The 26,181-nt window shown below is 64.1% G+C and carries 25 protein-coding genes; 12 read left to right on the forward strand and 13 right to left on the reverse strand.

Features of this window, described 5'->3' with window-relative positions; genetic code table 11:
• Positions 1-27: 27 nt before the first annotated feature.
• From AC3A4H_RS16330 to AC3A4H_RS16350, 5 genes are all read left to right on the forward strand, one after another.
• Positions 28-942, forward strand: coding sequence for a LysR substrate-binding domain-containing protein (locus AC3A4H_RS16330; protein WP_487767635.1), 915 nt, complete (start codon positions 28-30; stop codon positions 940-942).
• 90 nt (positions 943-1,032) lie between these two features.
• A complete protein-coding gene (locus AC3A4H_RS16335) occupies positions 1,033-2,169 on the forward strand; it encodes a polyamine ABC transporter substrate-binding protein (RefSeq protein ID WP_348780476.1) in 1,137 nt (378 codons plus the stop codon).
• A 93-nt stretch (positions 2,170-2,262) separates the two neighbouring features.
• A complete protein-coding gene (locus AC3A4H_RS16340) occupies positions 2,263-3,108 on the forward strand; it encodes an ABC transporter permease (RefSeq protein ID WP_487767636.1) in 846 nt (281 codons plus the stop codon).
• Positions 3,105-3,929, forward strand: coding sequence for an ABC transporter permease (locus tag AC3A4H_RS16345; protein WP_487767637.1), 825 nt, complete (start codon positions 3,105-3,107; stop codon positions 3,927-3,929). Before AC3A4H_RS16340 ends, AC3A4H_RS16345 begins: the two co-directional genes overlap by 4 nt.
• Before the next feature lie 7 nt (positions 3,930-3,936).
• Positions 3,937-5,031, forward strand: a complete 1,095-nt coding sequence (locus AC3A4H_RS16350) for an ABC transporter ATP-binding protein (RefSeq protein ID WP_487767638.1) — start codon at positions 3,937-3,939, stop codon at positions 5,029-5,031.
• A gap of 108 nt (positions 5,032-5,139) precedes the next feature.
• Here AC3A4H_RS16350 and AC3A4H_RS16355 read toward each other — a convergent pair whose 3' ends face one another.
• The 12 genes from AC3A4H_RS16355 to AC3A4H_RS16410 all read right to left on the reverse strand — a co-directional run bounded on the left by AC3A4H_RS16355 (position 5,140) and on the right by AC3A4H_RS16410 (position 16,958).
• Positions 5,140-5,934 carry a DUF1684 domain-containing protein gene (locus tag AC3A4H_RS16355; protein ID WP_487767639.1) on the reverse strand — a complete coding sequence of 265 codons (795 nt, stop codon included), beginning with the start codon at positions 5,932-5,934 and terminating at the stop codon, positions 5,140-5,142.
• A 36-nt stretch (positions 5,935-5,970) separates the two neighbouring features.
• Positions 5,971-6,717 (reverse strand): ABC transporter ATP-binding protein, encoded by a 747-nt coding sequence (locus tag AC3A4H_RS16360; RefSeq protein ID WP_487767640.1) that lies wholly within the window; start codon positions 6,715-6,717, stop codon positions 5,971-5,973.
• Positions 6,714-7,523, reverse strand: a complete 810-nt coding sequence (locus tag AC3A4H_RS16365; RefSeq protein ID WP_487767641.1) for an ATP-binding cassette domain-containing protein — start codon at positions 7,521-7,523, stop codon at positions 6,714-6,716. Before AC3A4H_RS16365 ends, AC3A4H_RS16360 begins: the two co-directional genes overlap by 4 nt.
• On the reverse strand, positions 7,520-8,386 hold the full coding sequence (locus tag AC3A4H_RS16370; protein ID WP_487767642.1) for an ABC transporter permease: 867 nt from the start codon (positions 8,384-8,386) through the stop codon (positions 7,520-7,522). The genes AC3A4H_RS16365 and AC3A4H_RS16370 overlap by 4 nt, the downstream gene beginning before the upstream one ends.
• Entirely contained in the window at positions 8,383-9,333 is a 951-nt protein-coding gene (locus AC3A4H_RS16375; protein WP_487767861.1) for an ABC transporter permease, read from the reverse strand. The genes AC3A4H_RS16370 and AC3A4H_RS16375 overlap by 4 nt, the downstream gene beginning before the upstream one ends.
• A 128-nt stretch (positions 9,334-9,461) precedes the next feature.
• The gene (locus AC3A4H_RS16380) at positions 9,462-11,003 is read right to left on the reverse strand and encodes an ABC transporter substrate-binding protein (RefSeq protein ID WP_487767643.1); all 1,542 of its coding nucleotides are present in this window, start codon (positions 11,001-11,003) and stop codon (positions 9,462-9,464) included.
• 268 nt (positions 11,004-11,271) lie between these two features.
• A complete protein-coding gene (locus tag AC3A4H_RS16385; RefSeq protein ID WP_487767644.1) occupies positions 11,272-11,652 on the reverse strand; it encodes a cytochrome C oxidase subunit IV family protein in 381 nt (126 codons plus the stop codon).
• A 9-nt stretch (positions 11,653-11,661) separates the two neighbouring features.
• Positions 11,662-12,384, reverse strand: a complete 723-nt coding sequence (locus tag AC3A4H_RS16390; protein WP_487767645.1) for a heme-copper oxidase subunit III family protein — start codon at positions 12,382-12,384, stop codon at positions 11,662-11,664.
• Positions 12,385-12,397: 13 nt separating this feature from the next.
• Entirely contained in the window at positions 12,398-13,102 is a 705-nt protein-coding gene (locus AC3A4H_RS16395; RefSeq protein ID WP_487767646.1) for a cytochrome c oxidase subunit 3, read from the reverse strand.
• Positions 13,099-14,871, reverse strand: a complete 1,773-nt coding sequence (locus tag AC3A4H_RS16400; RefSeq protein ID WP_487767647.1) for a cbb3-type cytochrome c oxidase subunit I — start codon at positions 14,869-14,871, stop codon at positions 13,099-13,101. Before AC3A4H_RS16400 ends, AC3A4H_RS16395 begins: the two co-directional genes overlap by 4 nt.
• 58 nt (positions 14,872-14,929) lie before the next feature.
• Positions 14,930-15,775 carry a cytochrome c oxidase subunit II gene (locus AC3A4H_RS16405; protein WP_348780489.1) on the reverse strand — a complete coding sequence of 282 codons (846 nt, stop codon included), beginning with the start codon at positions 15,773-15,775 and terminating at the stop codon, positions 14,930-14,932.
• Between the two features lie 226 nt (positions 15,776-16,001).
• Positions 16,002-16,958: a LysR family transcriptional regulator gene (locus tag AC3A4H_RS16410; RefSeq protein WP_487767648.1), complete on the reverse strand. Its 957-nt coding sequence runs from the start codon at positions 16,956-16,958 to the stop codon at positions 16,002-16,004.
• A gap of 123 nt (positions 16,959-17,081) precedes the next feature.
• Here AC3A4H_RS16410 and chvE point away from each other — a divergent pair, with 123 nt between their 5' ends.
• The 7 genes from chvE to AC3A4H_RS16445 are packed head-to-tail and all read left to right on the forward strand — an operon-like array spanning position 17,082 to position 25,207.
• Positions 17,082-18,146: a multiple monosaccharide ABC transporter substrate-binding protein gene (gene chvE, locus AC3A4H_RS16415; protein ID WP_487767649.1), complete on the forward strand. Its 1,065-nt coding sequence runs from the start codon at positions 17,082-17,084 to the stop codon at positions 18,144-18,146.
• Between the two features lie 57 nt (positions 18,147-18,203).
• Entirely contained in the window at positions 18,204-19,742 is a 1,539-nt protein-coding gene (mmsA, locus tag AC3A4H_RS16420) for a multiple monosaccharide ABC transporter ATP-binding protein (protein WP_487767650.1), read from the forward strand.
• Entirely contained in the window at positions 19,739-20,926 is a 1,188-nt protein-coding gene (mmsB, locus tag AC3A4H_RS16425) for a multiple monosaccharide ABC transporter permease (protein ID WP_487767651.1), read from the forward strand. The genes mmsA and mmsB overlap by 4 nt, the downstream gene beginning before the upstream one ends.
• A 3-nt stretch (positions 20,927-20,929) precedes the next feature.
• Positions 20,930-21,901 carry an AraD1 family protein gene (gene araD1, locus AC3A4H_RS16430; protein ID WP_487767652.1) on the forward strand — a complete coding sequence of 324 codons (972 nt, stop codon included), beginning with the start codon at positions 20,930-20,932 and terminating at the stop codon, positions 21,899-21,901.
• A gap of 34 nt (positions 21,902-21,935) precedes the next feature.
• A complete protein-coding gene (araD, locus tag AC3A4H_RS16435; protein ID WP_487767653.1) occupies positions 21,936-23,681 on the forward strand; it encodes an L-arabinonate dehydratase in 1,746 nt (581 codons plus the stop codon).
• A 9-nt stretch (positions 23,682-23,690) separates the two neighbouring features.
• On the forward strand, positions 23,691-24,605 hold the full coding sequence (locus AC3A4H_RS16440; RefSeq protein ID WP_487767654.1) for a 2-dehydro-3-deoxygalactonokinase: 915 nt from the start codon (positions 23,691-23,693) through the stop codon (positions 24,603-24,605).
• Positions 24,602-25,207: a 2-dehydro-3-deoxy-6-phosphogalactonate aldolase gene (locus tag AC3A4H_RS16445; protein ID WP_487767655.1), complete on the forward strand. Its 606-nt coding sequence runs from the start codon at positions 24,602-24,604 to the stop codon at positions 25,205-25,207. The genes AC3A4H_RS16440 and AC3A4H_RS16445 overlap by 4 nt, the downstream gene beginning before the upstream one ends.
• A gap of 25 nt (positions 25,208-25,232) precedes the next feature.
• Here AC3A4H_RS16445 and AC3A4H_RS16450 read toward each other — a convergent pair whose 3' ends face one another.
• The gene (locus AC3A4H_RS16450; RefSeq protein WP_487767656.1) at positions 25,233-26,156 is read right to left on the reverse strand and encodes a Gfo/Idh/MocA family protein; all 924 of its coding nucleotides are present in this window, start codon (positions 26,154-26,156) and stop codon (positions 25,233-25,235) included.
• Between the last annotated feature and the right edge of the window lie 25 nt (positions 26,157-26,181).

Consider the following 26,181-nt stretch of genomic DNA (forward strand, 5'->3'; position numbering starts at 1 on the left):
TCATTCGCTCATGAGGAATTCAAATCCATGCGGAGCGTTGTCAACTACCAGACCGATCTTTTGCGGACCTTCGTTTCGGTGGTCGATCTCGGTGCCTTTACCAAGGCAGGCGACGCGCTGGGGCGCACTCAACCCGCCATTTCGCTCCAGATGAAGCGGCTTGAAGAGCTTGTGGGAGCACCGATCATCAAGCAGGTCGGGCGCTCGCTGCTGCTGACCAGCGAGGGCGAGATGCTGCTCAGCTATGCGCGCGAAATCCTTCGCCTCAACGACGAGGCGGCTTCCTATTTCAACCGGTCGAAGATCGCCGGCGTGCTGCGCGTCGGCCTTCCCAACGACTACGCCGTCGCCTTCCTGCAGGGCGTGATCACCGAGTATACGCGCGAGCATCCCGACATCGCGCTCGAGCTCTATTGCGGCTGGAGTGGGGAGATCCTCGATCGGCTGCGCGCCGACGAACTGGACTTGGCGGTCGCCATGACCGACCATGAGCGCGCGCAATATCTGTCACGCTCCTGGATAGAGCGGCCGGTTTGGGCCGCCGCGGAAACCGCCGTCTTCGATCCGGCCGTCGGCGTCCCGCTCGCCGCGCACCCGGAAGGCTGTGCCTATCGCGCGCGCATGATCCAGGCGCTGGACACGGCCCGTATCCGCTGGCGGGTGGCCTATACGGGGCCGGGCATCTCGGGCTTGCAGAACGCGGTCATGAACGGCCTCGGCGTCAGCGCGCTGACCCGCTACACCATGCTGCCCGGCATGCGGGTGCTGGATCCCGCGGAAGGTTTTCCGCCTCTGGCCGAGATCCGCGTCGGCCTCTTCTACAAGCATCCCCGCCTTTCCGACGCCGGAATCCGGCTGGTCAACCACATCGTCGCGAGGCTCGACGAGGCAGGCATTTCCAGCGTTCCGGGGCGCGCCAATGTCGAACTGCACAGACAATAAGCGATGCAAATCCGTTTATTATCATAATTAATTTTCCAAATACATAAGTCGCTCCTACCGTCGAGAAAACAACAAGCTAAGGGGAACGAAATGACGCTCGAGAAGACTTTGACGGCGGCGCGGACGCGACGCGACATCTTGAAGGGTGCAAGCGTTCTGGGGGGCGGCGCACTTGCAATGCCTTTCCTCAGCCGACTTGCCTTCGCAGAACCGGTCGAGTTGACCATGCTCGCCTGGTACGGCCATGCAGAGCCCGACGTTGTGGCTGAGTTCGAGGCCGAGAACAACGTCAAGTTCAAGCCGAAATACTACACTGGCGGCGACAACATGCTGGGTCTCATCTCCCAGTCGCCGGCGGGAACCTTCGACGTCATCCTTTCGGATGCTGAATATGTGCAGCAGCTGAATGCGGCCGGCTATATCGAGAAGCTCGATCCTGCCGACTACGCGTTCGACGAATTCTTTCCCGAGTTCCAGCACTTCCCTGGCCACTGGGAGGGCGACGACCTCTATTCGGTGATCACCCGTTTCGGCTTCCTGGGCGTTGCCTACAACACCGAGGCGATCACCGAGAAGGAGGCTTCGACCTACAATGTTTATTGGGCCGAGAAGCTCAAGGGCAAGGTCGGGCATTTCGACTGGCATCTGCCCAATCTCGGCCAGATCAGCCTGCTGAACGGCAACGCCTCTCCCTATGACATCGACGACGCCGCCTGGGGCAAGCTGCAGGAGAAGATGAAGACGCTGCGCCCGCAGATCGGCGGCTTCTTCGATTATGGCGGCACCTTCTCGTCGCTCCAGAACGGGCAGATGCTGGCCATGGCGGGCATCGGCGACTGGATCACCGGCGCGCTGGAACGCGGTGGCGCCAAGGTGCGCAGCATCATCCCGGAGGAAGGCGGCCTGCAGTTCACCGAGTCCTTCTGCATCGGCAAGGGCTCGAAGAAGGCCGATCTGGCCAAGAAGTGGATCCAGTACATCACGTCGGCCAAGGGCCAGGTGAAGTCGGCCAACATGGCGGCCTATCCCTGCCTCATCCCCAACAAGAAGGGCTGGGAGCTGCTGGCCAAGGAAACGCCGGAAGAGGCCAAGCGCCAGGGCATGCTGCTCAACGAGAGCAATGCGATGGACCTGATCCGCAACGGCCGCATCAAGTACCGGCAGCTGCCGGTGCAGCAGAGTCTTGAAGACTGGAACGACTTCTGGTCGGAATACAAGGGATCCTAAGATCTCCGGGGCGGGCGCTTGCCCGCCCCTTCCATCCCGGAAAGCCGCTTGCGATTGCGGCATGTGACGCCCTTTGGGCCTGGGCTGCTGCAAATGCGGAAATCGATTACCCTATATGGACTGACCTTCTCGCTGCCCATGCTGGTGTGGCAGCTTGCATTCTTCCTCGCGCCGCTGGTCTTCCTGATCGCGCTCAGCTTCTGGACGGTCAAGAACTTCCGGATGACGCCGGATTTCGACACCGTCAACTGGGTGCGGATGCTGGGCCGGGGCGTTTTCTGGGACGCCTATTTCAGGACCCTGCTTCTGGCGCTATCGGCGTCGGTCATCACCAGCGCGCTGGCATTCCCCTGTGCCTATGGCATCGCCTTGAAGCTGGGGGAGACGGCACGGCGCTGGGCGGTGTTCCTGATGGTCATCCCCTTCTTCACCAGCTATCTCGTGCGCGTCTATTCGTGGCAGGTGTTCCTGTCCGACAACGGCATCATCAACGCGCTGTTTTCCATGGTTGGCCTGGGGCCGTTCGGCATGCTGAACTCGGTGTTCGGCATGATGGTGGGCTATCTCACCCTGAGCTTCCCGCTGGTCGTGCTGTTGCAGCTGTTCAGCCTGATGTTCGTCGACCGTACGCTGATCGAGGCGGCGCACAACCTGCGCTGCGGGCGCCTGCGCACCGTATTCGAGGTCGTCGTGCCCTCCGCCAGGGTCGGCCTCGTCATCGCGGCCCTGTTCTGCTTCATCCTGACCTTCGGCGATTTCGTCAGCCCGCTCTATCTCGGCGGCGGCGATCCTCCGACGCTGTCGATCCTGATCACCGACACCACCAAATCGGGCCAGCAGTGGCCGCGGGCGGCGGTCATCGCCCTTACCATGGTCGGCACACTGCTCGCAGTGGCTTTCGCAGCGGTCAGCTATGCCTATCGGGAGCGCGGACGATGAGCGACTTCAACCGGAACCCCTGGATCGACTGGGCGCTGAAGCTCTACATTGTGCTCGGCTTTGCCTTCATCTTCGCGCCGATCGCCGCCAGCTTCGTCTTTTCCTTCAACGTCGACCGTTTCCCGTCGCTGCCGCTCGGGGGCTTTTCCACCATCTGGTATGAAGCCGTCGCCGCCGATCCGCTGGTCTGGGAAGGCTTGCGCAATACGCTCATTGCCGGCGTCGTGGTTTCGGTGCTGGCGACGGCACTCGGCTTCGGTGCCGCCTACACTGACTTTCGCTACAAGTTCTTCGGCAAGCAGTTCTATCTTGCGCTGGCGCTGCTGCCGCCGACCATTCCGGTGGTCATTCTCGGCCTTGCCATGCTGGCTTTCCTGTCGAATGTCAGCCTTTCGGGCCAGATCCATTCGGTCATCATCGCCCATGTGGTGATGTGCGCGCCCTTCGCCATGGCCATCTGCCGCCTGCGGCTGTCGCAGATGGACCCTTCGCTGGAAGCGGCCGCCTGGAACCTTGGCGCTTCGGAATGGAAGGCGATGCGGTATGTCATCATACCCTTCTGCAAGCCGGCGATCTTTGCCGCGCTGTTCATTACCATGGCGGTGTCATTCGACGAATTCGCGGTGGCTTGGTTCGTGTCCGGCCTGCATGAAACGCTGCCGGTCAAGGTTCTCGGCTTCCTGCAAGGCCAGGTCAGCCCTCGCATCAACGTCATCGGAACCTTCGTCTTCATCGCCTCGATGACACTGGTGGTGCTGGCCCAAATCCTTCTCATGAAACGTAGTGCTGCGCCCAAGGTCGGCGCCAAGGCGCCGGAGTGATAGCGCAATGACAGATCAAGCCCTCGTCGTCTTCGATGGCGTCGTCAAGCAGTTCGGCAGCTTCGTCGCCGTGGAGCGAATGGACCTCGACATCCGCAAGGGCGAATTCCTTGCCATCATGGGCTCCAGCGGCTGCGGCAAGACCACGACGCTGCGCATGCTGGCGGGCCTCGAAGCCCCCAGCCAGGGCGAGATCCGCCTTGCCGGCAAGCGCATCAACGACCTGCCAACCTGGCAGCGCGACACGCCGATGGTGTGGCAGAGCCTGGCGCTGTTTCCGTTCCTGACCGTGCGCGAGAACGTCGAGTTCAGCCTCCGCATGCGCGGCGTCGACAAGACCGAGCGGCGCCGGCGCGTCGACACCTGGCTCGAGCGCATGCAGATCACCGAATTCGCCGATCGCAACGTCGCGCATCTGTCGGGGGGCCAGCGGCAGCGCGTGGCGCTCGCCCGCTCGCTGGTCACCGAGCCGGAGATCCTGCTGCTCGACGAGCCGCTTTCGGCGCTCGACGCACATCTCAAGGTGCGCATGCAAACGGTGCTGTCGAACCTCCAGAAGGAACTCGGCATCACCTTCGTCTACGTCACCCACAGCCAGTCGGAAGCCTTCTCCATGGCCGACCGCGTTGTCATCATGAGCCGGGGCAGGGTGGAGCAGATCGGCGACCCGCAGGAGATCTACCGGGCACCGCGAACCCGCTTCGTGGCCGAGTTCCTCGGCTCGTCGAACATTTTCGCGGGCCATGTTTCGGCACTGGCAGATGGCGCCGTGAGGATCGCCACGGCGGTCGGCGAGTTCGATGTGGTGCCCAACCCGGCCAAGCCCTTGGCCAAGGGAGACAAGGCGACCTTCGTCGTCTCGGACGACCGGATACATCTTTCCATTCAGCCCCCCGCCGCCGGCCTCAATGGCTTGCAGGCCGTGGTGGTGGGCGAAGAATTCGTGGGCGCAACCGCGGTCGTGCACCTCGAGGCCTCGGACGGAACCGAGATCAAGGCGCAGAAGAGCCACGACGAGCTGGAGCCGCTCAACCTTTCGCCGGGCGCGCCGGTCTGGGTTTCCTGGCGCGAAGATGCCGGCCACATTCTGCCGGGGGAATAAGGCGGGGCGCCATCAGGAAACAGACGAAGCGTAGGCGACTTCCGGTCTCCAGAAATGGATGGGCCGAGCCCGTGTCCCCGGCGACTGCGGGCTCGGGAGCCGAGCGCTTTAATCGGGCATCTTGAGTTCGCCGGCCTCGATGCGGATCGGCAGCACGTTTTCGGCTGGCGGCAGCGGGCACACGGCATGGTGCGTGAAGGCGCAGGGCGGGTTGATCGCCTTGTTGAAGTCCAGCAGGATGGTCTTGTCGGTGATGTCCTCGCCATAGAGGAAGCGCGAGGCGGGATAGGTCTTGTCGCGCGCGGTCTGGTCGCGCAGCACGAATTGCGGCATCTGCGGCGTGCCGTGGGTCGGCAGCAGCTCATAGCGCACGCCGTCGCGCGTGAAGGCGGCCTTGTGCGTGATCGTCACCTCGGTCGGAATGCCGATGACGGTGTCGACCGTCGTCTGGATCGGGGTCTCCAGCGGGATCCAGTCTGCGACGATGCGCCAGCTCGGATCGATCGCGAACGACTCGATGCCCGGAAAATTATCGCGTTCGGTCGCCTGTGTATCGCGCACGCGTAGCGCGTTCTGGCCGTTGAGCGTTGTCACTTCGAGCAGCAACTGGCCAACCGAAAAACGCGGCGGGTTCTTCTTGTCGAGCTTCAGCCGGATAGGCTCGGAACCATCCGCAGGGGCAAAGGTGACGCCGCCGTCAGGGTCTTGCGTCAGCGTGCCGACACGGGCGGGGCCGGCCGAAAGCACGACATCGTTGTCCTCGGCCGAGCCGACCGTCACCGACCCTTGTTCCAGCGACCAGCGGCCGATGATGTTGAGCCAGCCGTCATCGGCCTTGAGATTGGCCAGGCGCTTGGCGCGCCAGTCTTCGATGCTGCGGATATAGTCCTGATCGGTCGTCATGCTGCTTGCCTTTGGTCTGAAGTTGCTGCGCCTGTCCTATCGCGGCATGCGCGGAACGCTCTGCAGGAGCTTTTGCGTGTAGGGATGCTGCGGGGCGTCCAGGATTTCGCGGGTCTTGCCGCTCTCCACGATATGGCCGCGCTCGAGAATGATGATTTCCTCGCACAGCGAAGCCACTACGCCCAGGTCGTGCGAGACGAACACCAGCGTCATGGTTTCCGACAGGCGCTTGAACAGGTCGACAATGCGGATGCGCGTCGACAGGTCGAGCGCGCTGACCGCCTCGTCGGCGAGCACAAGCTGCGGGCGTGCGACGATGGCGCGGGCTATTGCGATGCGCTGGCGCTGGCCGCCCGAGAATTCGTGCGGATAGCGGTTGATGGCGTCGGCCGGCAGGCCGACCGCATCGAGCGCGGCGACCACCGCGTCACCATGCGAGCCCGGAATGCGAAGCGACTGCAGCGGCTCGGAAATGATGTCGCGCACCTTCTGGCGCGGGTCGAGCGACGAGTAGGGGTCCTGGAATACCGCCTGCACGGAGCGGCGGTAATCCCGCATGAAGCCCCGGCTGGACGGATCGAGCGTAGTGCCGCCGAAGCTGATCGCGCCGCCGGTCGGTCGGGCCAGCCCCAGAAGCAGGCGCAGGATCGTCGTCTTGCCCGAGCCGGATTCGCCGACGAGGCCGACGCTCACGCCTTTCTTCACCGCAAAGGAAACGCCGTGCAGCACCTGTCGCTGCCGCCCATAGCCGAAGGTCACGTCGCGCACATCGAGCAGGGTCATGCCGTTCCCTCAAGCGCATTGTCGAAGGAGCGGGCGGCCTCGACGAGGGTCTTGGTGTAGTCGTGGCGCGGATGGTCGAAGACGGTTCTTACCGGCCCTTCCTCCACCGCGCGGCCGTTGCGCAGCACCGTCACCCGGTCCACCACCGTGGCAACGACCGGCAGGTCGTGGCTGATGAACAGCAGCGCCATGCCAAGCTCGCGCACCAGGCTGTCGAGCAGCTTCAGGATTTCCGCCTGCGTGGTCACATCGAGCGCGGTGGTCGGCTCGTCGGCGATCAGCAGCTTCGGCTTGCAGGCGAGCGCCATGGCAATGGCGACGCGCTGGCGCTGGCCGCCCGAAATCTCATGCGGATAGGAGTTGGCGATGCGCTCCGGCTGCGGCAGCGCTACATGGTCGAGGAACTGCAGCACCTCGCGCTCGACCTCGCGGCGTGAGGACGACTTGCCTTCGCGCGCCAGACGCCGCGCCAAAGGCCCCGCCACCTGCTTGCCGATCTTCATCAGCGGGTCGAGTGCGGTGAGCGGTTCCTGGAACACCACGGCAACCGACGAGCCGCGCAGGCCATTCAGAACGCGAGCGTGCGTGCCGACGACCTGCTGGCCATCGAGCAGTATTGAGCCGGCGGGCATGAACGATTTGGGCAAAAGGCCCGTCACTGCCATGGCGGTGAGCGACTTGCCCGAGCCCGATTCGCCTATCAGCCCCATGCGCTCGCCGGCGCCAACCGAAAACGACAGGTCGGAAACCAGCGTCTTGTCGCCGGTCTTCAGCGTGAGCCCGTCGACGGAAAGAAGCGGCGTCATCGCGAAATCCTCCGCGTCGGATCGCTGATGTCGCGCAGGCCGTCGGCCAGCAGGTTGATGCCGATCACCAGCATCACCAGCGCGATGCCGGGCGCGATAGCGCCAATAGGGGCCGTGTAGACCGTGCCCTGCGCTTCCTGCAGCAGGCGGCCCCACGAGGCATTGGGCGGCGGCGCGCCAAGCCCGAGATAGGACAGCGAGGATTCGGCAATGACCGCGATGCCGAACTGCAGCGCGAAATTGACGCTGAGCGTCGGCCAGATGTTGGGCAGTACATGCCGGACCACTACGCCCGGCCACGAGGTGCCGGAGGTGCGAGAAGCGGTGATGTAGTCGTTCTGCAGCACGCGCTTGGCGAGGATGCGCGTCAGCCGCGCCACGATGGCCGACATGGCGATGCCGAGCGCCAGAATGGCAGACCACAGGCTCGCGCTTTCGCTTGCCGCCACCACCAGCATTGCCAGAAGGAGCGTCGGAAAGGCGATGAGGATATCCAGCGTGGCGGCCAGCGCATCGTCCAGAAAGCGTGTCGCAAAGGCCGCCAGCAGTCCGATGGTCACGCCAATGGCCGCACCGATGGCCACGGCGCCGGCCCCGACGATGAGCGCGATGCGCGAGCCCATCATGATCTGGGTGAAGAAATCCCGGCCCAGCCGGTCGGTGCCTGCCCAATGCGCGAAGGATGGCGGCTCAAGCCGGCCGCCGGTCGTGCTGGTGGGGTCGTAGGGCGTCCAGAACAGCGTCAGCAAGGCGACGGCAACATGGATGCCGACCAGGATCAGGCCGACGGTCAGGGTAGGCGACCAGCGCTGGCGGCGCGCATTGGTTGCCGCGGCGGGCGTGAATTCGTCTGCGGCGCTCATGACGCGGCTCCTGCCTTGTCGCGCAAGCGCGGGTCGATCAACCGCTGCACCAGGTCGGCGGTGAAGCCGACCAGAAGCACCAGAAGCGTGGAAACGAAGAGCACGCCCTGGACATTGGGATAGTCGCGCTGCTCGATGCCGAGCAGCAGCATGGAGCCGAGGCCCGGTAGGGTGAAGACGCGCTCGACCACGACGGCGCCCAGCAGCGTGGACGCCAGCTCTATGCCGAGAATGGAGATGACGGGCACCGAGCCGTTGCGGATGCCGTGCCGCACCAGCGCTTCGGTAAAGCTGGCGCCGAGCGCACGCGCCGTGCGCAGATAGTCGCTGCCCAGCACGTCCTGCGTGGCCGAGCGGACATAGCGCAGCAGCGAGGCAGACATGACGATCGCGATCGTCAGCACCGGCAGGGCAAGCGCCCGCAGCGCCTCGGCCGGCGCATGCCAGCCGCGCGACGGAAAGCCGCCGGACGGGAAGAGGCGCAGATTGATGGCGAACGCCGTGACCAGCAATATGCCCACCCAGAACACCGGAATGGCGATGCCGAGCTGCGAGATGGTCGAAATCAGGGCGCCGTACCAGCGGTCCGCCTTCACCGCCGAGACGATGCCGAGCGGCACCGCGATGAGGATGGCCAAAACGAAGGCCAGCAGCGTCAGCGGCAGCGTGACGGTCAGGCGCGCGGCGATTTCGCCGGTGACGGAAGCGCCGCTGATGAAGGAATTGCCGAGGTCGAAGCGCGCGAGGCTGCCGAGAAAGCGCAGGAATTGTTGACCAAGCGGCAGGTTGGAGCCGACCTGCTCGCGCGCGGCCTCGATCTGCCGCGGGTCGGCGCCCACCGACAGCAGCGCGTTGGCCGGGTCGCCGGGGAGCAGCCTCAGCAGCACGAAAAGAACCAGAGATGCGATGAAGAGCGACAGGACCAGAATGGCGAGCCGCCGGAGGATGTAGGCGAGAATGAGCGGGTTCCTTTCGTCCCCAACGGAAACATCGTGCGGAATTGCTTCCGCACGATGTTCAGTCAAACCATTGGCCGCCGCTTTCCGATAGGGGCGACGGCCTTACCGTGCCGGGCTCAGTCCGCGCTCTTCTTGATGCCGTAGGCGAAGAACTGCGAATTCAACCCGTTGACCGGATAGCCGCTGACGTTGGCCTTCGATATCACGATCTGCGGGTAGAGATAAAGCCAGCTGCTGGCCGCATCCGCGGCGATGATGCGGTTGGCTTCGGTCAGCTTGGCGGTCTGCTCGTCCGTCGTGGTGCTGGTCTCGGCCGACTTGATCAGGTCCACGACCTCGGGGTTGTTGTAGCCCCAGTAGAAGTCCGGATTGCCGTAGAACACGATGTCGCGGTGGTTCACGTGCTCCTGCAGCGTAGCCTGGAAGTCGTGCGCCTTGTAGATCTTCGTGTACCACTCATTGGCGGTGATCAGGTTGATGTTGACCGTGATGCCGACCTTGGCCAGCTCGCTCTTGACGAACTGGGCGACGATCGGATGCGGGTCGTAGTTGGGCGTGTCGAGCGAGAAGGTGAAGCCGTCGGCGTGGCCAGCCTCGGCCAGCAGCGCCTTGGCGCTGTCCACATCATACGGATCGACGCCGGTGAGATCGACATACCACGGGTCCGTCGGCGGCACGAAGGAGCCGATCAGCGTGCCATATTCGCCCCAGATCGAGTTGAGCAGCTTCTTCTTGTCGATGGCGCGGGCAATCGCCTTGCGCACCTTGACGTTGCTGAAGGGCTCGACACGATCGTTGAAGGCGAGCAGTTCCTTGGTGGTGGACTGGCCCTCGCTTACCTTGAACTCCGGATTGTCCTTGAACTGGGCAAGCGAATCCGGGCTTTGGACGCTGGTGATGATGTCCACCGCGCCCGTGAGCAGCGCATTGTTCAGCGCGGTCGCGTCGGTGAAGTAGTTGAATACGACTTCCCCATTGGTCGGCTTCTCGCCCCAATAGCCGTCGAAGCGCTTCAGGGAAATCGTCGAGCCGCGGCGCCAGTCTTCCAGCGTGTAGGGGCCGGTTCCATCCTCTTTGGCGGTGATGTCGGCGGCGGCGTCGTTGACGATCCAGACATAGCTCAGATTGTAGGGCAGCGAGATCGAGCGCGATGAAAGCTTGATGACGACCGTGCTGTCGTCCGGCGTTTCGATCGAGCTGATGGGCTCGAGGCTCTTCTTGCGCGAGCTCTTGGAGTCCGGGCTCACAACGCGCTCGATGCTGTACTTGACGTCCGTGGCGGTAAGCGGATCGCCGGAATGGAATTTTACGCCCGGCAGCAGGGTGATCGTGTAGGTCAGGCCGTCGTCGCTGACCTTGTAGTCGCTGACCAGCGCGTTCTCGACCGTGCCCGCATCGGTCAGGCGGAACAGCGCCTCATAGACGTTGCTGTTGAACGCCTCGTTGATGCCCTGGCCGGCGCCTGCGGTGTTGTCGAGGTTCTGCGGCTCGTAGAGCGAGCCAATCTTGATCGACGCATCGGCGTCGTAGCCCTCGGCCGCCTGCAGGGCGGAACCTGTCGACAACAGGCCGACAAATGCCGCGGTGACCGCGAGGGCGGCAATCTTGCGCCTGCCCGTCTTTGAATATTTGTCCAGCAGGACGGTTGCACCAATCATTCAAACTGCTCCTGAATTAGCTTTTGCCGGGCGGCGGTCGACCATCCCTTCAATCCGTGGCAGCGGACAAGCTCCGGCTGCTTCAGATAAGGGCATGGGCGCTCAAGTGGAATCCCGCAGCCGCACAAACTGTCCGATGCGCCGAATATGCCGTGGGGCAGGCGCGTTGCCGAGGATTTTTATGCTCCTCCCAAGCAAAGTTTGAAATTCCAAAGGCGCAATAGCGCGGTCCCGGAGACAATAATTCCGGGCCCGCACGGAAAGCTCTCTACTGCGCGGCGCTGAACGACAGCATGCGGGTAAGCGAGGTGTAGTCGGATTCCAGCGCCATGATGGTCAGGAACACCAGTATCAGGAGCGGCGGCACCAGGATGGCATAGGTAAGCGCCAGTCGCTCCCAGGCCATGTGCATGAAGATCGCCACGATCAGGCCCGCCTTCAGCAGCATCAGTGTTATGATCAGACCCCAACGCAGATAGCCCTGCAGGTTGAAATAATCGACCGCGTATGAGCATGCGCTCAGGATGAACAGCCAGCCCCAGACGACGAGATATAGCCTTATCGGGTGCTGCTGGCCTTCCGCATGTGCCGCCTGCGCCAAGCTGGTGTCGCCGTGCAATCCCCGGTCCTGTGCTTCTGCCTGTACCATCGCACCACCTCACCAAAGATAGAAGAACGCGAAGATGAACACCCAAACCAGATCGACGAAGTGCCAGTAGAGGCCCATGATCTCGACGTTTTCATAGCGGCCGCGCCGGCTGGTGAAGAACCCGGGCGCACCGCGGTCGAAATCGCCGCGCAGCACCTTGCGCGCAGTGATCAACAGGAAGATCACGCCGAAGGTCACATGGGTGCCGTGAAAGCCGGTGATCATGAAGAAGGATGAGCCGAACTGCGCCGCCCCCCATGGGTTGCCCCAGGGCCGCACGCCTTCAGTGATCAGCTTAGTCCATTCGAACGCCTGCATGCCGACGAAGGTCGCGCCGAGGGCTGCGGTTGCCAGCATCAGCGCGGCCGTCTTCCTGCGGTCGCGGCGGTAGCCGAAGTTGACCGCCATCGCCATCGTGCCGCTCGACGAGATCAGCACGAAGGTCATGATGGCGATCAGGAGCAGCGGCACCTCGTGGCCGCCGATATGCAGCGCGAAAACCTCGGCCGTGTTCGGCCACGGCACCGTCGTCGACATGCGCGCGGTCATGTAGGCCAGCAGGAAGCAGCCGAAGACGAAGGTGTCGCTGAGCAGGAAGATCCACATCATGGCCTTCCCCCAGGAGACGTTCTTGAACGCCCGCTGGTCCGAGGCCCAATCGGCCGCTATCCCGCGCATGCCCTGCGGCCGTGCCGCGGTGTGAGAGACATGTTCCGGCGTTGTGTCGGCCATTCCGCGTCTCCTCCTAGCTCAGCAGCCGGCGGCAGATGTCGATGAAATTGGCGGCCCAGCCCATCAGCACGGCAAACAGGACCAGCCAGACGATGAGCAGGGCGTGCCAGTAGATTGCGCACAGTTCGGCGGACAGGGCCATCCGGGCGGTTCGGCCGCCCTGCCATGCCCTTATGTTGGTGCGGCCGAGCGCCACCAGGCCGCCGAGCACGTGCAGGCCATGCATGGCCGTCAGCAGGTAGAAGAAGCTGACCGCAGGGTTCACGGTAACGAAATAGCCTTCGTCGGCGAGCTGTTGCCAGGCCAGCAACTGGCCGGCAAGGAAGGCAATCGAGGTCAGGCCCGCTGCAAGAAGCGCCAGGCGCAGATTGTCGACGCGACCGCGATGAGCGGACAGCACCGCGCAGTGCATGGCCACGCTGGCCAGAACCAGCATTCCCGTGTTGAGCCACAGCACTTGCGGCATGGGTGCTGGCTGCCAGTCGGCATAGGCCATGCGCATGAGGTAGGCGCCGATGAATAGCGCAAACAGCGCGCCGACCACGGCGATGAACACGCCGAGCCCGATCCTTGCCGGATGCGTCGCGGGCGCCTCCGTCTGGGGGAAGGCAGTGGCCGGCCCCACTTCCAGCCACGGCTTGGACATCAGCCTCTGGCGCGACAGCCACCAGCCGATGACGGCCAGTAGCCCTGCCAGGAATATCAGTATCGCGCTCATGCCGTGCTGCCTTCCGTCGGCAGGCCGGGCACGTTCTGCGGGATGAAATCTTCGGGCGCGCCCGGGACGCTGTAGTCATAGGCCCAGCGATAGACCACCGGCAGTTCCTTGCCGAAATTGCCATGCGGCGGGGGCGTGCCGGCCGTTTGCCATTCGAGCGTTGTCGCCCGCCATGGATTGTCGCCCGCCTGCTTGCCGTGGCGCAGGCTCCAGAGAAGGTTGAACAGGAAGACAAGCTGGGCCGCCCCGACCACGAGCGCGGCGATGGTGATGAACTCGTTGAGCACATGCACCGAAGGCGGCACGAAGGCGGTGTCGCCAAGCTCGGGATAGCGGCGCGGTATGCCGACCAGCCCGATATAGTGCATGGGGAAGAAGATCAGGTAGGTGCCGAGGAAGGTGACCCAGAAGTGCAGCCGGCCCAGCGTGTCGTCGAGCATCCGGCCGGTGATCTTGGGATACCAGTGGTAGATTGCGCCGAAGATGACGAGGATCGGCGCCACTCCCATCACCATGTGGAAGTGCGCCACCACGAACATCGTGTCGGACAGCGGCACGTCGACCACGACATTGCCCAGGAACAGGCCGCTCAAGCCGCCATTGATGAAGGTGACGATGAAGGCGAGCGCAAACAGCATCGGCACTGTCAGGTGGATGTCGCCCCGCCACAAGGTCAGGATCCAATTATAGACCTTGATTGCCGTCGGCACCGCGATGATCAGCGTCGTGGTGGCGAAGAAGAAGCCGAAATAGGGGTGCATGCCCGAAACGTACATGTGGTGGGCCCAGACGACGAAGCTGAGCGCGCCGATGATCACGATCGCCCACACCATCATGCGATAGCCGAAGATGTTCTTGCGCGCGTGGGTGGCTATGAGGTCGGAGACGATGCCGAATGCCGGCAGCGCAACGATATAGACCTCCGGATGGCCGAAAAACCAGAACAGGTGCTGGAACATGATCGGGCTTCCGCCGTCATGCGGCAGCGGCGTGCCCATGTCGACCATGGCCGGCATGAAGAAGCTCGAGCCGACGACGCGGTCGAACAGCAGCATGACGCAGGCGACGAACAGCGCGGGGAACGCCAGCAGCGCCATCACGGTTGCGGTGAAGATGCCCCAGACGGTCAGTGGCAGGCGCATCAGGGTCATGCCGCGCGTGCGTGCCTGAAGAACGGTGACCACATAGTTGAGCCCGCCCATGGTGAAGCCGATGATGAACAGGATCAGCGACACGAGCATCAGTATGATGCCCAGGCTTTCTGAGCCGGGGGTGCCCGAGGTGATGACCTGCGGCGGATAGAGCGTCCAGCCCGCGCCCGTTGGCCCGCCGGGCGCGAAGAAGCTGGCCACCAGCACCAGGACGGCGACCAGGTAGATCCAGTAGCTCAGCATGTTGGCATAGGGAAACACCATGTCCCGCGCGCCGACCATCAGCGGGATCAGGTAGTTTCCGAAGCCGCCGAGGAACAGCGCGGTCAGCAGGTAGATGACCATGATCATGCCGTGCATGGTCATGAACTGGTAGTAGGTGTCGGGGGTGATGAAGGAGAAGGTATCGGGAAAGCCGAGCTTGAGCCGCATCAGCCAGGACAGCACGAGCGCGACGAAGCCGATGGCCATGGCCGTGCTTGCATATTGGATCGCAATGACCTTGGCGTCCTGCGAAAACACATATTTCGTCCACCAGCTGTGCGGATGGTAAAGCTCCATCTCGGCCACTTCTGCGGGCGGAATGAACTCCGTTCCCTGAGGCGTGACATCGGTCATCGGGCACCTCTTCGTTCCTGCGATCCTGTCGCCGCCCGGCCTTGCTGCGGCCGCCCGGCTAGTTCACCTTCGCTGCTCTGGTTGCAGGCTCAGCCAGCGCTCCCGTCTTTGCCGGCGCGGTCAACTGGGCGAAAGTCGACTGCTGCTGCAGCCATGCGGCATAGTCCTGCTCGGTATCGACCTGGACCGCGCCACGCATGAAGGCGTGGCCGACGCCGCAAAGCTCGGCGCAGAGCACCTCGAAGGTTCCGGTCCGCGTGGGCGTGAACCAGAAATAGGTGACCATGCCGGGCACCATGTCCATTCGGGCGCGGAATTCCGGCACGTAGAAATCGTGCAACACGTCTATCGAGCGCAGCAGCATCTTCACCGGCTTGCCAATGGGCAGATGCAGGTCGGCTGCATTGACGATGACGTCATCCTTGCTGTTGGGGTCGTTTGGATCGATGCCGAGTGGATTGTCCGGGCTGACCAGGCGGGCGTTGGAAGTGCCGAGCTTGCCGTCCTTGCCCGGCAGGCGATAGCTCCACTGCCATTGCTGGGCAAAGACCTCGACTTCCGACGCATCGTCGGGAACGTTGATGAAATGGCTCCAGACGACCAGGCCCGGCGCCAGCATCGCCGTCACGCCAAGAGCGGTCGCGATCGTCAGCCAGGATTCGAGCTTTCGGCGTTCCGGCTCGTAGGCGGCCTTTGCTCCCTCCTTGTGGCGGAAGCGGTAGACGCAATAAGCCATGAACAACACGACGGCCGCAAATACAGTGCCGGTGATCCAGAAGGTTATCGAAAGAGTATCGTCGATATAGCTCCAGTTGGAAGCTATAGGCGTAGACCACCAGGGGCTCAGAACATGGAAAAGAACTGAGCCAACTACGATCAGAACGAGCACGAGCGCAACGGCCATCCTCGGTTCCTCCGGCCAGAAGACATTGTCTCCCCGTCAAAGCCGGCGGCATTATAGCTTGATCTCAACGAAAAATACTAGAGCAATGAACGACATGAACCGGCCGCCCTGACGAGGCAAATTGGTGGTTCCTGCAGCCATTCGGCGTAGGTGCTCCGCTCAAGTCGCAACAAGCGCAACGCAGCAGAGTTTGCTGCGCGAAATACCGGCATTGCTGGCGGCCCGGTCATCTCCTGGCGGCGGCGCCTCGCAGCCGCGCGACCTCTTCCAGAACCAGCGCGTGCAGGCGTCCGGCAGCAGGCGAAAGGCCGCGTCCGCGATAGGTGATGATGTGATACGGAGAGACCTCGATCGGAACGGCGAGGTCGATGGCAGCAAGCGAACCCGCACCGGTTCCTTCCATCAGGCGCGCCACCTCCAGCGACATTGGCGCGATCATGTCGGACTCAACAAGAAGTGCCATCATCAGCACGAGCGACGACGTGGCGACGACATCTGCAGGCCCCGGCAGGCCGGCGTGGATGAAGGCGGCTTCCACCGCCTGGCGGATCGGCATGCCGCGTTCCTGGATGATCCATGGGTGCTCGGCAAGCGCGGCAAGCGGTACATTGCGCATGCGTGCCAGCGGGTGGCTGCTGCGCACCAGGCAGCGCACGGTCTCGTTCGCGCCGGGAACGATGTCGAAGGCGTCCACGTCCGATTCCGGCAGCAGGCGACCGATGATGAAGTCATAGTCGCCTTCTTCCAGCCCGCGCATGAGCTGGATCGAAGGCCCGACGTCGATGCGCAGTTCCACATGCGGGGTGAGCGCCTTCAGCCTGCGAATGGCCGGCACGAGGCAGCCGACGGCAGGGCCGGTAACCGCGCCTGCCTGGACGAGGCCGCTGCGACCCTCGCGCTCTTCCTGCAGTTCGCGGGCGAGGTCCTGCATCCCCATCAGCATCGTATGCGCGCGGCGGACGAGGATTTCGCCGAGCGGCGTCGGCGTCATGCCGCGCGGATGGCGCTCGAACAGCGGCGCACCGACCAGCCGCTCGATCTCGGCAAGCGTGCGCGAAGCGGCGGGCTGGGTGAGCGCCAGCGCCTGGGCTGCAGCCTGGATCTGGCCGTGTTGAGCAATCGCCGCCACCAGCCTCAGATGAGCCAGCTTCAGGAAGGGCAGAGACGACGGCAGGAAGGCCATTTCCGATATACCAGTTTTGATATGGATTCCGGAAATAATTCGATTTGCCCGTTATGTCGATAGGCTCTATCTCTTTCAGAGGAGGCTTCGGGGTCGGAGGAACCCCGTCAAAGGGAGGACAACATGAAGATGAGGTTTCTTGCGGCGACAGCCGCACTCGGCGCATGCCTGCTTGCTGCCCAGGCTTGGGCCGACAGCAAGGGGCTGGTGGGCATCGCCATGCCGACCAAGTCGTCGGCGCGCTGGATCGACGACGGCAACAACATGGTCAAGCAGCTGACGGAAGCCGGCTACGACACCGATCTGCAATATGCCGAAGACGACATTCCCAACCAGCTCTCGCAGATCGAGAACATGATCACCAAGGGCGTGAAGGTGCTGGTGATCGCTTCGATCGACGGCACGACGCTGACCAACGCGCTGGAGAACGCCGAGGCTGCCGGCATCAAGGTGATCGCCTATGACCGCCTGATCCGCGAAAGCGACGCCGTCAGCTACTATGCCACCTTCGACAACTTCAAGGTTGGCGTGCAGCAGGCGAGTTCTCTGGTCAAGGGCCTGAAGGAGCGCTTCCCGGACCAGAAGCCCTGGAACGTCGAGCTGTTCGGCGGTTCCCCGGACGACAACAACGCCTTCTTTTTCTACAACGGCGGCATGTCGGTGCTGCAGCCGCTGATCGATTCCGGCGATGTCGTCATTCCGTCGGGGCAGATGGGCATGGACAAGGTCGGCACCCTGCGATGGGACGGGGCGGTGGCGCAGGCCCGCATGGACAACATTCTCTCCGCCAACTACTCGCAGAAGCAGCTGCACGGCGTTCTTTCGCCCTATGATGGCCTGTCGATCGGCATCCTGTCCTCGGTCAAGGGCGTCGGCTACGGCTCGGGCGACCTGAAGATGCCGATCGTGACCGGCCAGGACGCCGAGATCCCCTCGGTCAAGTCGATCGTCGCCGGTGAGCAGTATTCGACCATCTTCAAGGACACGCGCGCACTTGCCGGCGTCACGGTGAAGATGATCGATGCCGTGCTTCAGGGCACGCAGCCGGAAATCAACGACACCGAAACCTACGACAACGGCAAGAAGGTCGTTCCCTCCTATCTTCTGGAGCCGGTTTCGGTCGATGCCTCCAATTACGAGGACGTGCTCGTCGGCTCGGGCTACTACAAGGCCGAGCAGCTCAAGTAAGGTCTCGGCGGGGCGAGGGGGCGCTGGCCGCTCCCCTCGCGCCGGCGGAGGAACGGCATGACTGCGCTTCTTGAAATGCGGGGCATCGGCAAGTCCTTTCCGGGCGTGCGAGCGCTCAACCGCGTCAATCTTAGGGTCGAGAAAGGCGAGATCCACGCGATCTGTGGCGAGAACGGCGCCGGCAAGTCGACGCTGATGAAGGTGCTTTCCGGCGTCTATCCGCACGGCTCCTACGAGGGCGAGATCGTCTATGACGGCCGCCCCATGGCCTTTCGAGGCATTCGCGACAGCGAGGCCGAAGGCATCATCATCATCCACCAGGAACTGGCCCTGGTGCCGCTGCTCTCGATTGCCGAGAACATCTTTCTCGGCAACGAGGTGGCGACGCGCGGCGTCATCAACTGGCCGCTTGCCTTTCGCCGCACCGAGCAGCTCTTGCAAAAGGTCGGGCTCAACGAGGCGCCGACCACGCCGGTTGAAAAGCTCGGCGTCGGCAAGCAGCAACTGGTCGAGATCGCCAAGGCGCTCGCCAAGGACGTGAAGCTGCTGATCCTCGACGAACCGACGGCCGCCCTGCAGGAAAACGACAGCCAGAAGCTTCTCGACCTCCTGCGCGAGCTCAAGGCCCAGGGCGTCACCGCCATCATCATTTCGCACAAGCTCAATGAGATCCGCCGCATCGCCGACCGCGTCACCGTCCTGCGCGACGGTTCCACCGTCTCGACGCTTTCGCGCGACGAGGTGAGCGAGGAGCGCATCATCCGCGACATGGTCGGCCGCGACATGGCGCATCGCTATCCCGAACGGACGCCCCAGATCGGCAATGTGCTGATGGAGGTGAGGGGGTGGAACGTCGGCCACGCCGACCAGCCGCGGCAGATGATCCGCGACGCAAGCTTCACCGTCCGCCGCGGCGAAATCGTCGGCATCGCCGGACTGATGGGCTCTGGCCGCACGGAACTTGCCATGAGCCTCTTTGGCCGCAGCTACGGCCGCTATCTCTCCGGCGAGGCGGCAATAGAGGGCCGGCCGGCAGATCTTTCCAGCGTCAGCCGCGCCATCGATGCAGGCCTCGCCTATGTCACGGAAGACCGCAAGGCCCTCGGCCTCATTCTCGAAGAGCCGCTTACCCGCAACATCTCGCTCGCCAATCTTGCCGGCGTGGCCAGCGGCTGGGTTCTCGGCAAGGGTCGCGAGCACAAGGTCGCCGAGGAATATCGCCGGGCGCTCAGCATCCGCACGCCGGGCGTGCACCAGCGAGTCGTCAATCTCTCGGGCGGAAACCAGCAGAAGGTAGTGCTGTCGAAATGGCTCTTCACCGATCCGCAGGTGCTGATCCTCGACGAGCCGACGCGCGGCATCGATGTCGGCGCGAAATACGAGATCTACGCCATCATGAACGATCTGGCGGCGCAGGGACGCGGCATCGTGATGATCTCGTCGGAAATGCCGGAACTGCTCGGCATGTGCGACCGCATCTACGTCATGAATGAGGGACGCATCATCGGCGAGCTTCCGAGGGAAGTGGCCAGCCAGGAAGGCATCATGGGCCTCATCATCAGGGACGGAAACGTAAACAGGGAGCACGCCGCGTGACCAACGCCATAGATACCCTGCGGGTGCAGCTTGGGGGCAACCTCCGCGAAAACGGGATGATGCTGGCGCTGCTCGCCATCGTCTTCTTCTTTCTCGTGGTGGTGCGCGCCGTGCAGGACGTGGACTTCCTGTCGGCGCAGAACATCACCAACCTGTTCCTGCAGAATTCCTACGTCATCATCATGGCGCTCGGCATGCTGCTGGTCATCGTCGCCGGGCATATCGACCTGTCGGTCGGCTCTGTCGCCGCCTTCACGGGTGCTGTGGCGGGCACGCTGACCGTCTATGCCGGCTGGCCGGTCTATGCCGTGATCCCGGCGGTGCTTGTGGTCGGCGCGCTGATAGGCGCCGCGCAGGGCTACTGGATTGCCTTCTGGCGCATCCCGTCCTTCATCGTGACGCTGGCCGCCATGCTTGTGTTCCGCGGCCTCACCCTGTGGCTGCTGGCCGGGCAGAACATCGGCCCGTTTCCGCGCTCCTTCCAGTCGCTCTCGACCGGGTTCATCCCCGACTTCTTCGGCGTCGACCGGCCCAATGTCACGGCCCTTCTCATTGTCGTCCTCGCCATTGCGGCGCTCGTCTGGCGCAGCCTGAAGAGCCGCAACCAGGATCTCGCCTTCGGCATGGAGGTCGGTTCCTCCGCAATGTTCTGGCTGCGCAACTGCCTCATTGCGGTGGCGCTGCTCTTCGTCGGCTGGAAGCTCGCAAGCTTCCGCGGCCTGCCCAACGTGCTCATCATCATGTCGGTGCTGATCGCCGCCTACAGCTTCTTCACCAACCAGACGACCACTGGCCGCCGCATCTATGCCGTCGGCGGCAACGAGAAGGCGGCGCGGCTCTCGGGCATCAAGACCGAGCGGCTTGCCTTCCTCACCTTCGTCAACATGGGCGTCCTTGCGTCGCTGGCCGGCATGATCGTCACCGCCCGCCTCAATTCGGCGACGCCGAAGGCCGGCGTCGGCTTCGAACTAGACGTCATCGCGGCGGTGTTCATCGGCGGCGCCTCCATGTCCGGCGGTTCGGGCAAGGTGGTCGGCGTGGTCGTGGGCGCGCTGATCATGGGCATCATGAACAACGGCATGTCGATCATGGGCATCGGCATCGACTACCAGCAGGTCATCAAGGGCCTGGTGTTGCTGCTCGCCGTCATCTTCGACGTCTACAACAAGAACAAGCAGGGGTAGGCAATGCTTCTCAGTCAAATCAGGCACGGTGGCGTTGCGGTACGCGAAGGCGCTGACGCATCGGCGAGGCTCATTCCCGGCGCCACCATTTTCGAACTCGCGCAGGAAGCGATTGCGCAGGGGCGGCCGCTTGCGAGCCTTGTTCCGCAGGGCGGCGAGACGCTGGACCTCGCCCAGCTGGCGGCAATGGGCGCGCTCGATGTGCCGTTGCGCCACCCTGACCCGTCGCGCATGTTCCTGACGGGCACCGGGCTCACCCATACCGGCTCCGCCTCCGCGCGCGACGCCATGCATGCGCCGGCCGAAGGGCTGTCCGACAGCATGAAGATGTTCCGCATGGGGCTCGAAGGCGGCAGGCCGGCCGCGGGAAGTGTCGGCGTGCAGCCGGAATGGTTCTACAAGGGCACGGGCGCGTGCGCGGTCGCGCCGGGCGATCCGCTTGTCTCGCCAGCCTTCGCGCTCGACGGTGGCGAGGAGCCCGAAATCGCCGCTTTCTACCTGATCGCGCCTGATGGCACGCCCTGCCGCGTCGGCTTCTCGCTGGCGAACGAGTTTTCCGACCACGTGACCGAGCGGATCAACTATCTCTTCCTCGCCCATTCGAAGCTTCGTCCGGCGGCCTTCGGCCCTGAACTGCTCGTCGGTGATCTACCCGACGATATTCGCGGCACGTCGCGCATCCTGCGCGGCGGCAGCGTGATCTGGGAAAAGCCGTTCCTCTCGGGCGAGGCGAACATGTCCCATACGATCGCCAATCTCGAACATCACCATTTCAAATACGGCCTGTTCCGCCAGCCGGGCGATCTGCATGCGCACATGTTCGGAACGGCGACGCTTTCCTTTGCCGACGGCGTCAAGCCGGAGGAAGGCGATGTCTTTGAAATCTCCGCGCCCGATTTCGGCCTGCCGCTCGCCAACCCGCTGGCGCTCGCGAAGGAGCCGGCCGAGCGTGCCGTCGCCGTCAAGGTCCTGTGACGGCGACTGACAGACCAGGAAAGAGAGGCCGACTATGAGCCGTTTCACGCCCAAGCCATGGCCGCGCAAGCTGCGTTCGCAGGAATGGTACGGCGGCACCAGCCGCGACGTGATCTATCACCGGGGCTGGTTGAAGAACCAGGGCCATCCGCATGACCTGTTCGACGGTCGCCCGGTGATCGGCATCCTCAACACCTGGTCCGACCTGACCCCCTGCAACGGCCATCTGCGCGAGCTCGCCGAAAAGGTGAAGGCCGGCGTCTGGGAAGCCGGCGGCTTTCCGGTGGAAGTGCCCGTATTCTCGGCCTCGGAAAACACCTTCCGCCCCACCGCGATGATGTTCCGCAACCTCGCCGCCATGGCGGCGGAGGAAGCGATCCGCGGCCAACCGCTTGATGGCTGCGTGCTGATGGTTGGCTGCGACAAGACTACGCCATCGCTGCTGATGGCGGCGGCCTCTTGCGACCTGCCCTCCATCGTCGTCACCGGCGGGCCGATGCTCAACGGTTGGTTCCGCGGCGAGCGTGTCGGCTCGGGCACGCATCTGTGGAAGTTTTCGGAAGCCGTGAAGGCAGGCGAGATGACCCAGGCCGAGTTCCTCGAGGCCGAAGCCTCGATGAGCCGCTCGACCGGTACCTGCAACACGATGGGCACGGCCTCCACCATGGCTTCGATGGCCGAAGCGCTGGGCATGGCGCTTTCCGGCAACGCCGCCATCCCGGCCGTCGATTCACGTCGCCGCGTGATGGCGCAACTTACCGGCCGCCGCATCGTGCAGATGGTGAAGGACGACCTGAAACCGTCCGACATCATGACGCGCGAGGCGTTCGAGAACGCCATCCGCGTCAATGGCGCCATCGGCGGCTCGACCAACGCCGTGATCCACCTTCTGGCGATTGCCGGGCGCGTCGGCATTAATCTCACGCTCGATGATTGGGACCGGCTCGGCCGCGAGGTGCCGACCATCGTCAACCTCATGCCGTCTGGAAAATACCTGATGGAGGAGTTCTTCTATGCCGGCGGTCTTCCGGTCGTCATCAAGAGGCTCGGCGAGGCCGGGCTGCTGAACAAGGATGCGCTGACCGTTTCCGGCGAGACGATCTGGGACGAGGTGAAGAACGTCGTCAACCATAACGAGGACGTCATCCTTCCGGCCGAGAGAGCTCTAGCGCAGCATGGCGGCATCGCGGTGCTAAAGGGCAATCTGGCGCCCAACGGCGCGGTGCTGAAGCCCTCGGCGGCCTCGCCGCATCTCTTGAAACATCGCGGCCGCGCCGTCGTCTTCGAGGACATCGACGACTACAAGGCCAGGATCAACGACGACGCGCTCGACATCGACGAGACCTGCGTCATGGTCATGAAGAACTGCGGTCCGAAGGGCTATCCGGGCATGGCCGAGGTCGGCAATATGGGCCTGCCGCCCAAGGTGCTGAAGAAGGGCATCACCGACATGGTGCGCATTTCCGACGCGCGCATGTCGGGCACCGCCTATGGCACGGTGGTGCTGCATACCGCGCCGGAGGCGGCGGTTGGCGGGCCGCTCGCGGTGGTCAGGAACGGCGACATGATCGAGATCGACGTGGCCGCGCGCCGCATCCATCTCGACATTCCGGACGAGGAGCTGCAGGCGCGTCTTTCGGCGCAGACGCCGAACGTGTCCGTGCCGCAGGGCGGCTATGCGCAGATTTTCCATGCCCATGTGCAGGGCGCTGATACGGGCGCGGATTTCGACTTCCTGCGCGGTTGCCGAGGTGCGCCCGTGGGCAGGGACAGTCACTGAGGCACGTCCATGAGCCGGGTTACCGCAGCGCGCATCGTTGCAGATTGGGGAACCAGCAATCTGCGCGTCTTCGCCCTAGACGAGGCGGGTAATCTGCTGGCGGAGGCATCTAGCGACGCCGGAATGGGCAAGCTCACCCCCGATGGCTACGAACCGGCGCTTCTGGAACTGATCGGCGATTGGCTCGATGCCAAGCGTGTCACGCCTGTCATCGTCTGCGGCATGGCCGGCGCCCGTCAGGGCTGGACGGAAGCGGCCTACCGCACCGTGCCCTGCACGCCGGTCGGCGGACCTTTCGCCCGGCCGACGGTCGCAAGCCCGCGCATCGAGGTCTTCATCGTTCCGGGGCTTTCGCAGGCCGAACCCGCCGACGTGATGCGCGGCGAGGAAACGCAGATCGCAGGCGTGCTCGCCACCAGTCCGAGCTTCGCCGGTGTCGTCTGCCTGCCGGGCACCCACAGCAAATGGGCGCTGGTGAAGGAAGGGCGCGTGGAGCGCTTCGCCACATTCATGACCGGCGAGCTTTTCGCGCTGCTCGCCACGCAATCGGTGCTGCGCCACGGCATGGCAGGCGAGGGGAGCGACGAGGCTGCGTTTGATGCGGGCCTCGCGGATGCCATTTCGCAGCCGGCAGGGCTTGCGGCCGAGCTGTTCCGTCTGCGCGCCGCGGGGCTGCTCGCCGACCTGCCGGCCGCGGCCGCGCGCAGCCGCCTTTCCGGCCTGCTAGTCGGTGCCGAGTTGGCAGCAGCGCGGCGGTTCTGGCAGGAGAACGAGGTGCTCGTCGTGGGCAGCGGCGCTCTGACGGAACTCTACCGGCGCGCGCTTGCCGGTCTTGGTGGCCAGGCCCGCGCGATCTCCGGTGAGAAGATGGCGTTGCTCGGCCTCGTGCAGGCTTTCGAACGGATCGGCGCGGAGACAGCATGAGCCGCAACATCATCGCCATTCTTCGCGGCATCACACCGCCGGAAGTCGAGGCGCATGCCCAGGCCCTGATCGAGGCGGGCATCACCATCATCGAGGTGCCGCTCAATTCTCCGCAGCCTTTCGACAGCATCGCCCGCCTTCTTGCCCGTTTCGCAGGGCAGGCGCTGATCGGCGCAGGCACGGTGCTGTCGGCGGCGGAGGTAGAGCGCCTTGCCAGCCTGGGTGCCGGGCTCGTCGTCTCGCCCAATTGCGATCCGGCGGTGATAGCGGCGACGCGTGCCGCCGGCATGCAGTCATGGCCTGGAGTGATGACGCCGACGGAGTGTTTTTCCGCCCTCGCCGCCGGCGCGACCGGCCTGAAACTCTTTCCGGCCTCGCTGATCGGCCCGGCGGGGCTTGCGGCAATGAAGGCCGTGCTGCCGAAGGATACCCCTCTCTATGCGGTTGGCGGTGCCGGGGCGGACAATTTCGACGCCTGGATAAGGGCTGGCGCCAGCGGCTTCGGCATCGGCACGGCGCTCTACCGGCCCGGCCAGAGCCCCGAGGACACCGCATCCGCGGCACGGAAAATCGTCGCCGCCTACGACGCGGCCATTCGATGATGGCCGCCGTGTGGCGCCGTTTCGGTCAGTCGTAAAATGCGGCCGTAACCCGCCTGCGCCCGAGCAGGAAGGCATCGGCCACATGGATCAGCGGTGACAGGTCGAAATCGGACCGGCCGGAGCCTACGAGTTCGACGAAGCGCCGATAGAGGTTGCGGTACTCCGTATCGGGCTCGGCCATGCGCTGAACGCCGTCGATGGCAAGCCGGCTGCCGCCCTGCGAAAGGTGCAACTCGCCGCCGTCGGTCTCGACGCGAATGTCCCAGCTCTGCGGGCCTGTCTGGCGCCAGTCGAATTCCGCCTCCACCGGTGCACCCGAAGCCGTGCGGAAGCCCAGCGAGGCGGCAATCGGCGCGTCGCGGTTTTCCGGGAAATCCAGCGTGGAGGAGACGAGGCGCATCGGCTCCGGCAGGATGCGGGTGACGATCGAAAGCGCGTTGATGCCCGGGTCGAAGACGCCGAGGCCGCCCGGTTCCCAGATCCATTGCTGGCCGGGGTGCCAGTGGCGAACGTCTTCCTTCCAGTCGATGCGGACGGAACGGACGGACTTGTCGGCCAGGAAGGCGCAGGCGGGTTCGACGCCCGCCGCCTCGCGCGAATGCCATGTGGCGAAGATCGTCACCCCCTTGTCGCGCGCCATTCGGCCGAGTGCTTCCACTTCCGCGATCGACATGCCGGGCGGTTTTTCCAGCATCAGGTGCTTGCCGGCATCGAGCGCCGCCAGCGCCTGTTCGAAGCGCCCCTGCGGCGGTGTGCACAGCGAAATGGCGTCGACCTGCGTGTCGCTTGCGAGAAGCGCATCGATGTCGTGGAAACAGGGCAGGTCCGGCAGGCCTGCGCTTCGGCTGGCAATCGCGGCGAGCTCGATTTCCTTCGTTGCCGCAATGGCAGGAAGGTGCTGATCCCGCGCTATCTTGCCGAGGCCGACAAGGCCCAGCCTGATGGTCATGTTTCTTCCCCCGGTAGGAACAACC

This window comes from Pseudaminobacter sp. Soil_N_29, from assembly GCF_057656055.1.

Excerpts from the sequence above, each read along its gene's own strand:
- AC3A4H_RS16330 (WP_487767635.1), top strand. The coding sequence starts at position 28 with ATGCGGAGCGTTGTCAACTACCAGACCGATCTTTTGCGGACCTTCGTT.
- AC3A4H_RS16335 (WP_348780476.1), top strand. The coding sequence starts at position 1,033 with ATGACGCTCGAGAAGACTTTGACGGCGGCGCGGACGCGACGCGACATC.
- AC3A4H_RS16340 (WP_487767636.1), top strand. The coding sequence starts at position 2,263 with ATGCGGAAATCGATTACCCTATATGGACTGACCTTCTCGCTGCCCATG.
- AC3A4H_RS16345 (WP_487767637.1), top strand. The coding sequence starts at position 3,105 with ATGAGCGACTTCAACCGGAACCCCTGGATCGACTGGGCGCTGAAGCTC.
- AC3A4H_RS16350 (WP_487767638.1), top strand. The coding sequence starts at position 3,937 with ATGACAGATCAAGCCCTCGTCGTCTTCGATGGCGTCGTCAAGCAGTTC.
- AC3A4H_RS16355 (WP_487767639.1), bottom strand. The coding sequence starts at position 5,934 with ATGACGACCGATCAGGACTATATCCGCAGCATCGAAGACTGGCGCGCC.
- AC3A4H_RS16360 (WP_487767640.1), bottom strand. The coding sequence starts at position 6,717 with ATGACCCTGCTCGATGTGCGCGACGTGACCTTCGGCTATGGGCGGCAG.
- AC3A4H_RS16365 (WP_487767641.1), bottom strand. The coding sequence starts at position 7,523 with ATGACGCCGCTTCTTTCCGTCGACGGGCTCACGCTGAAGACCGGCGAC.
- AC3A4H_RS16370 (WP_487767642.1), bottom strand. The coding sequence starts at position 8,386 with ATGAGCGCCGCAGACGAATTCACGCCCGCCGCGGCAACCAATGCGCGC.
- AC3A4H_RS16380 (WP_487767643.1), bottom strand. The coding sequence starts at position 11,003 with ATGATTGGTGCAACCGTCCTGCTGGACAAATATTCAAAGACGGGCAGG.
- AC3A4H_RS16385 (WP_487767644.1), bottom strand. The coding sequence starts at position 11,652 with ATGGTACAGGCAGAAGCACAGGACCGGGGATTGCACGGCGACACCAGC.
- AC3A4H_RS16390 (WP_487767645.1), bottom strand. The coding sequence starts at position 12,384 with ATGGCCGACACAACGCCGGAACATGTCTCTCACACCGCGGCACGGCCG.
- AC3A4H_RS16395 (WP_487767646.1), bottom strand. The coding sequence starts at position 13,102 with ATGAGCGCGATACTGATATTCCTGGCAGGGCTACTGGCCGTCATCGGC.
- AC3A4H_RS16400 (WP_487767647.1), bottom strand. The coding sequence starts at position 14,871 with ATGACCGATGTCACGCCTCAGGGAACGGAGTTCATTCCGCCCGCAGAA.
- AC3A4H_RS16405 (WP_348780489.1), bottom strand. The coding sequence starts at position 15,775 with ATGGCCGTTGCGCTCGTGCTCGTTCTGATCGTAGTTGGCTCAGTTCTT.
- AC3A4H_RS16410 (WP_487767648.1), bottom strand. The coding sequence starts at position 16,958 with ATGGCCTTCCTGCCGTCGTCTCTGCCCTTCCTGAAGCTGGCTCATCTG.
- chvE (WP_487767649.1), top strand. The coding sequence starts at position 17,082 with ATGAAGATGAGGTTTCTTGCGGCGACAGCCGCACTCGGCGCATGCCTG.
- mmsA (WP_487767650.1), top strand. The coding sequence starts at position 18,204 with ATGACTGCGCTTCTTGAAATGCGGGGCATCGGCAAGTCCTTTCCGGGC.
- araD1 (WP_487767652.1), top strand. The coding sequence starts at position 20,930 with ATGCTTCTCAGTCAAATCAGGCACGGTGGCGTTGCGGTACGCGAAGGC.
- araD (WP_487767653.1), top strand. The coding sequence starts at position 21,936 with ATGAGCCGTTTCACGCCCAAGCCATGGCCGCGCAAGCTGCGTTCGCAG.
- AC3A4H_RS16440 (WP_487767654.1), top strand. The coding sequence starts at position 23,691 with ATGAGCCGGGTTACCGCAGCGCGCATCGTTGCAGATTGGGGAACCAGC.
- AC3A4H_RS16445 (WP_487767655.1), top strand. The coding sequence starts at position 24,602 with ATGAGCCGCAACATCATCGCCATTCTTCGCGGCATCACACCGCCGGAA.
- AC3A4H_RS16450 (WP_487767656.1), bottom strand. The coding sequence starts at position 26,156 with ATGACCATCAGGCTGGGCCTTGTCGGCCTCGGCAAGATAGCGCGGGAT.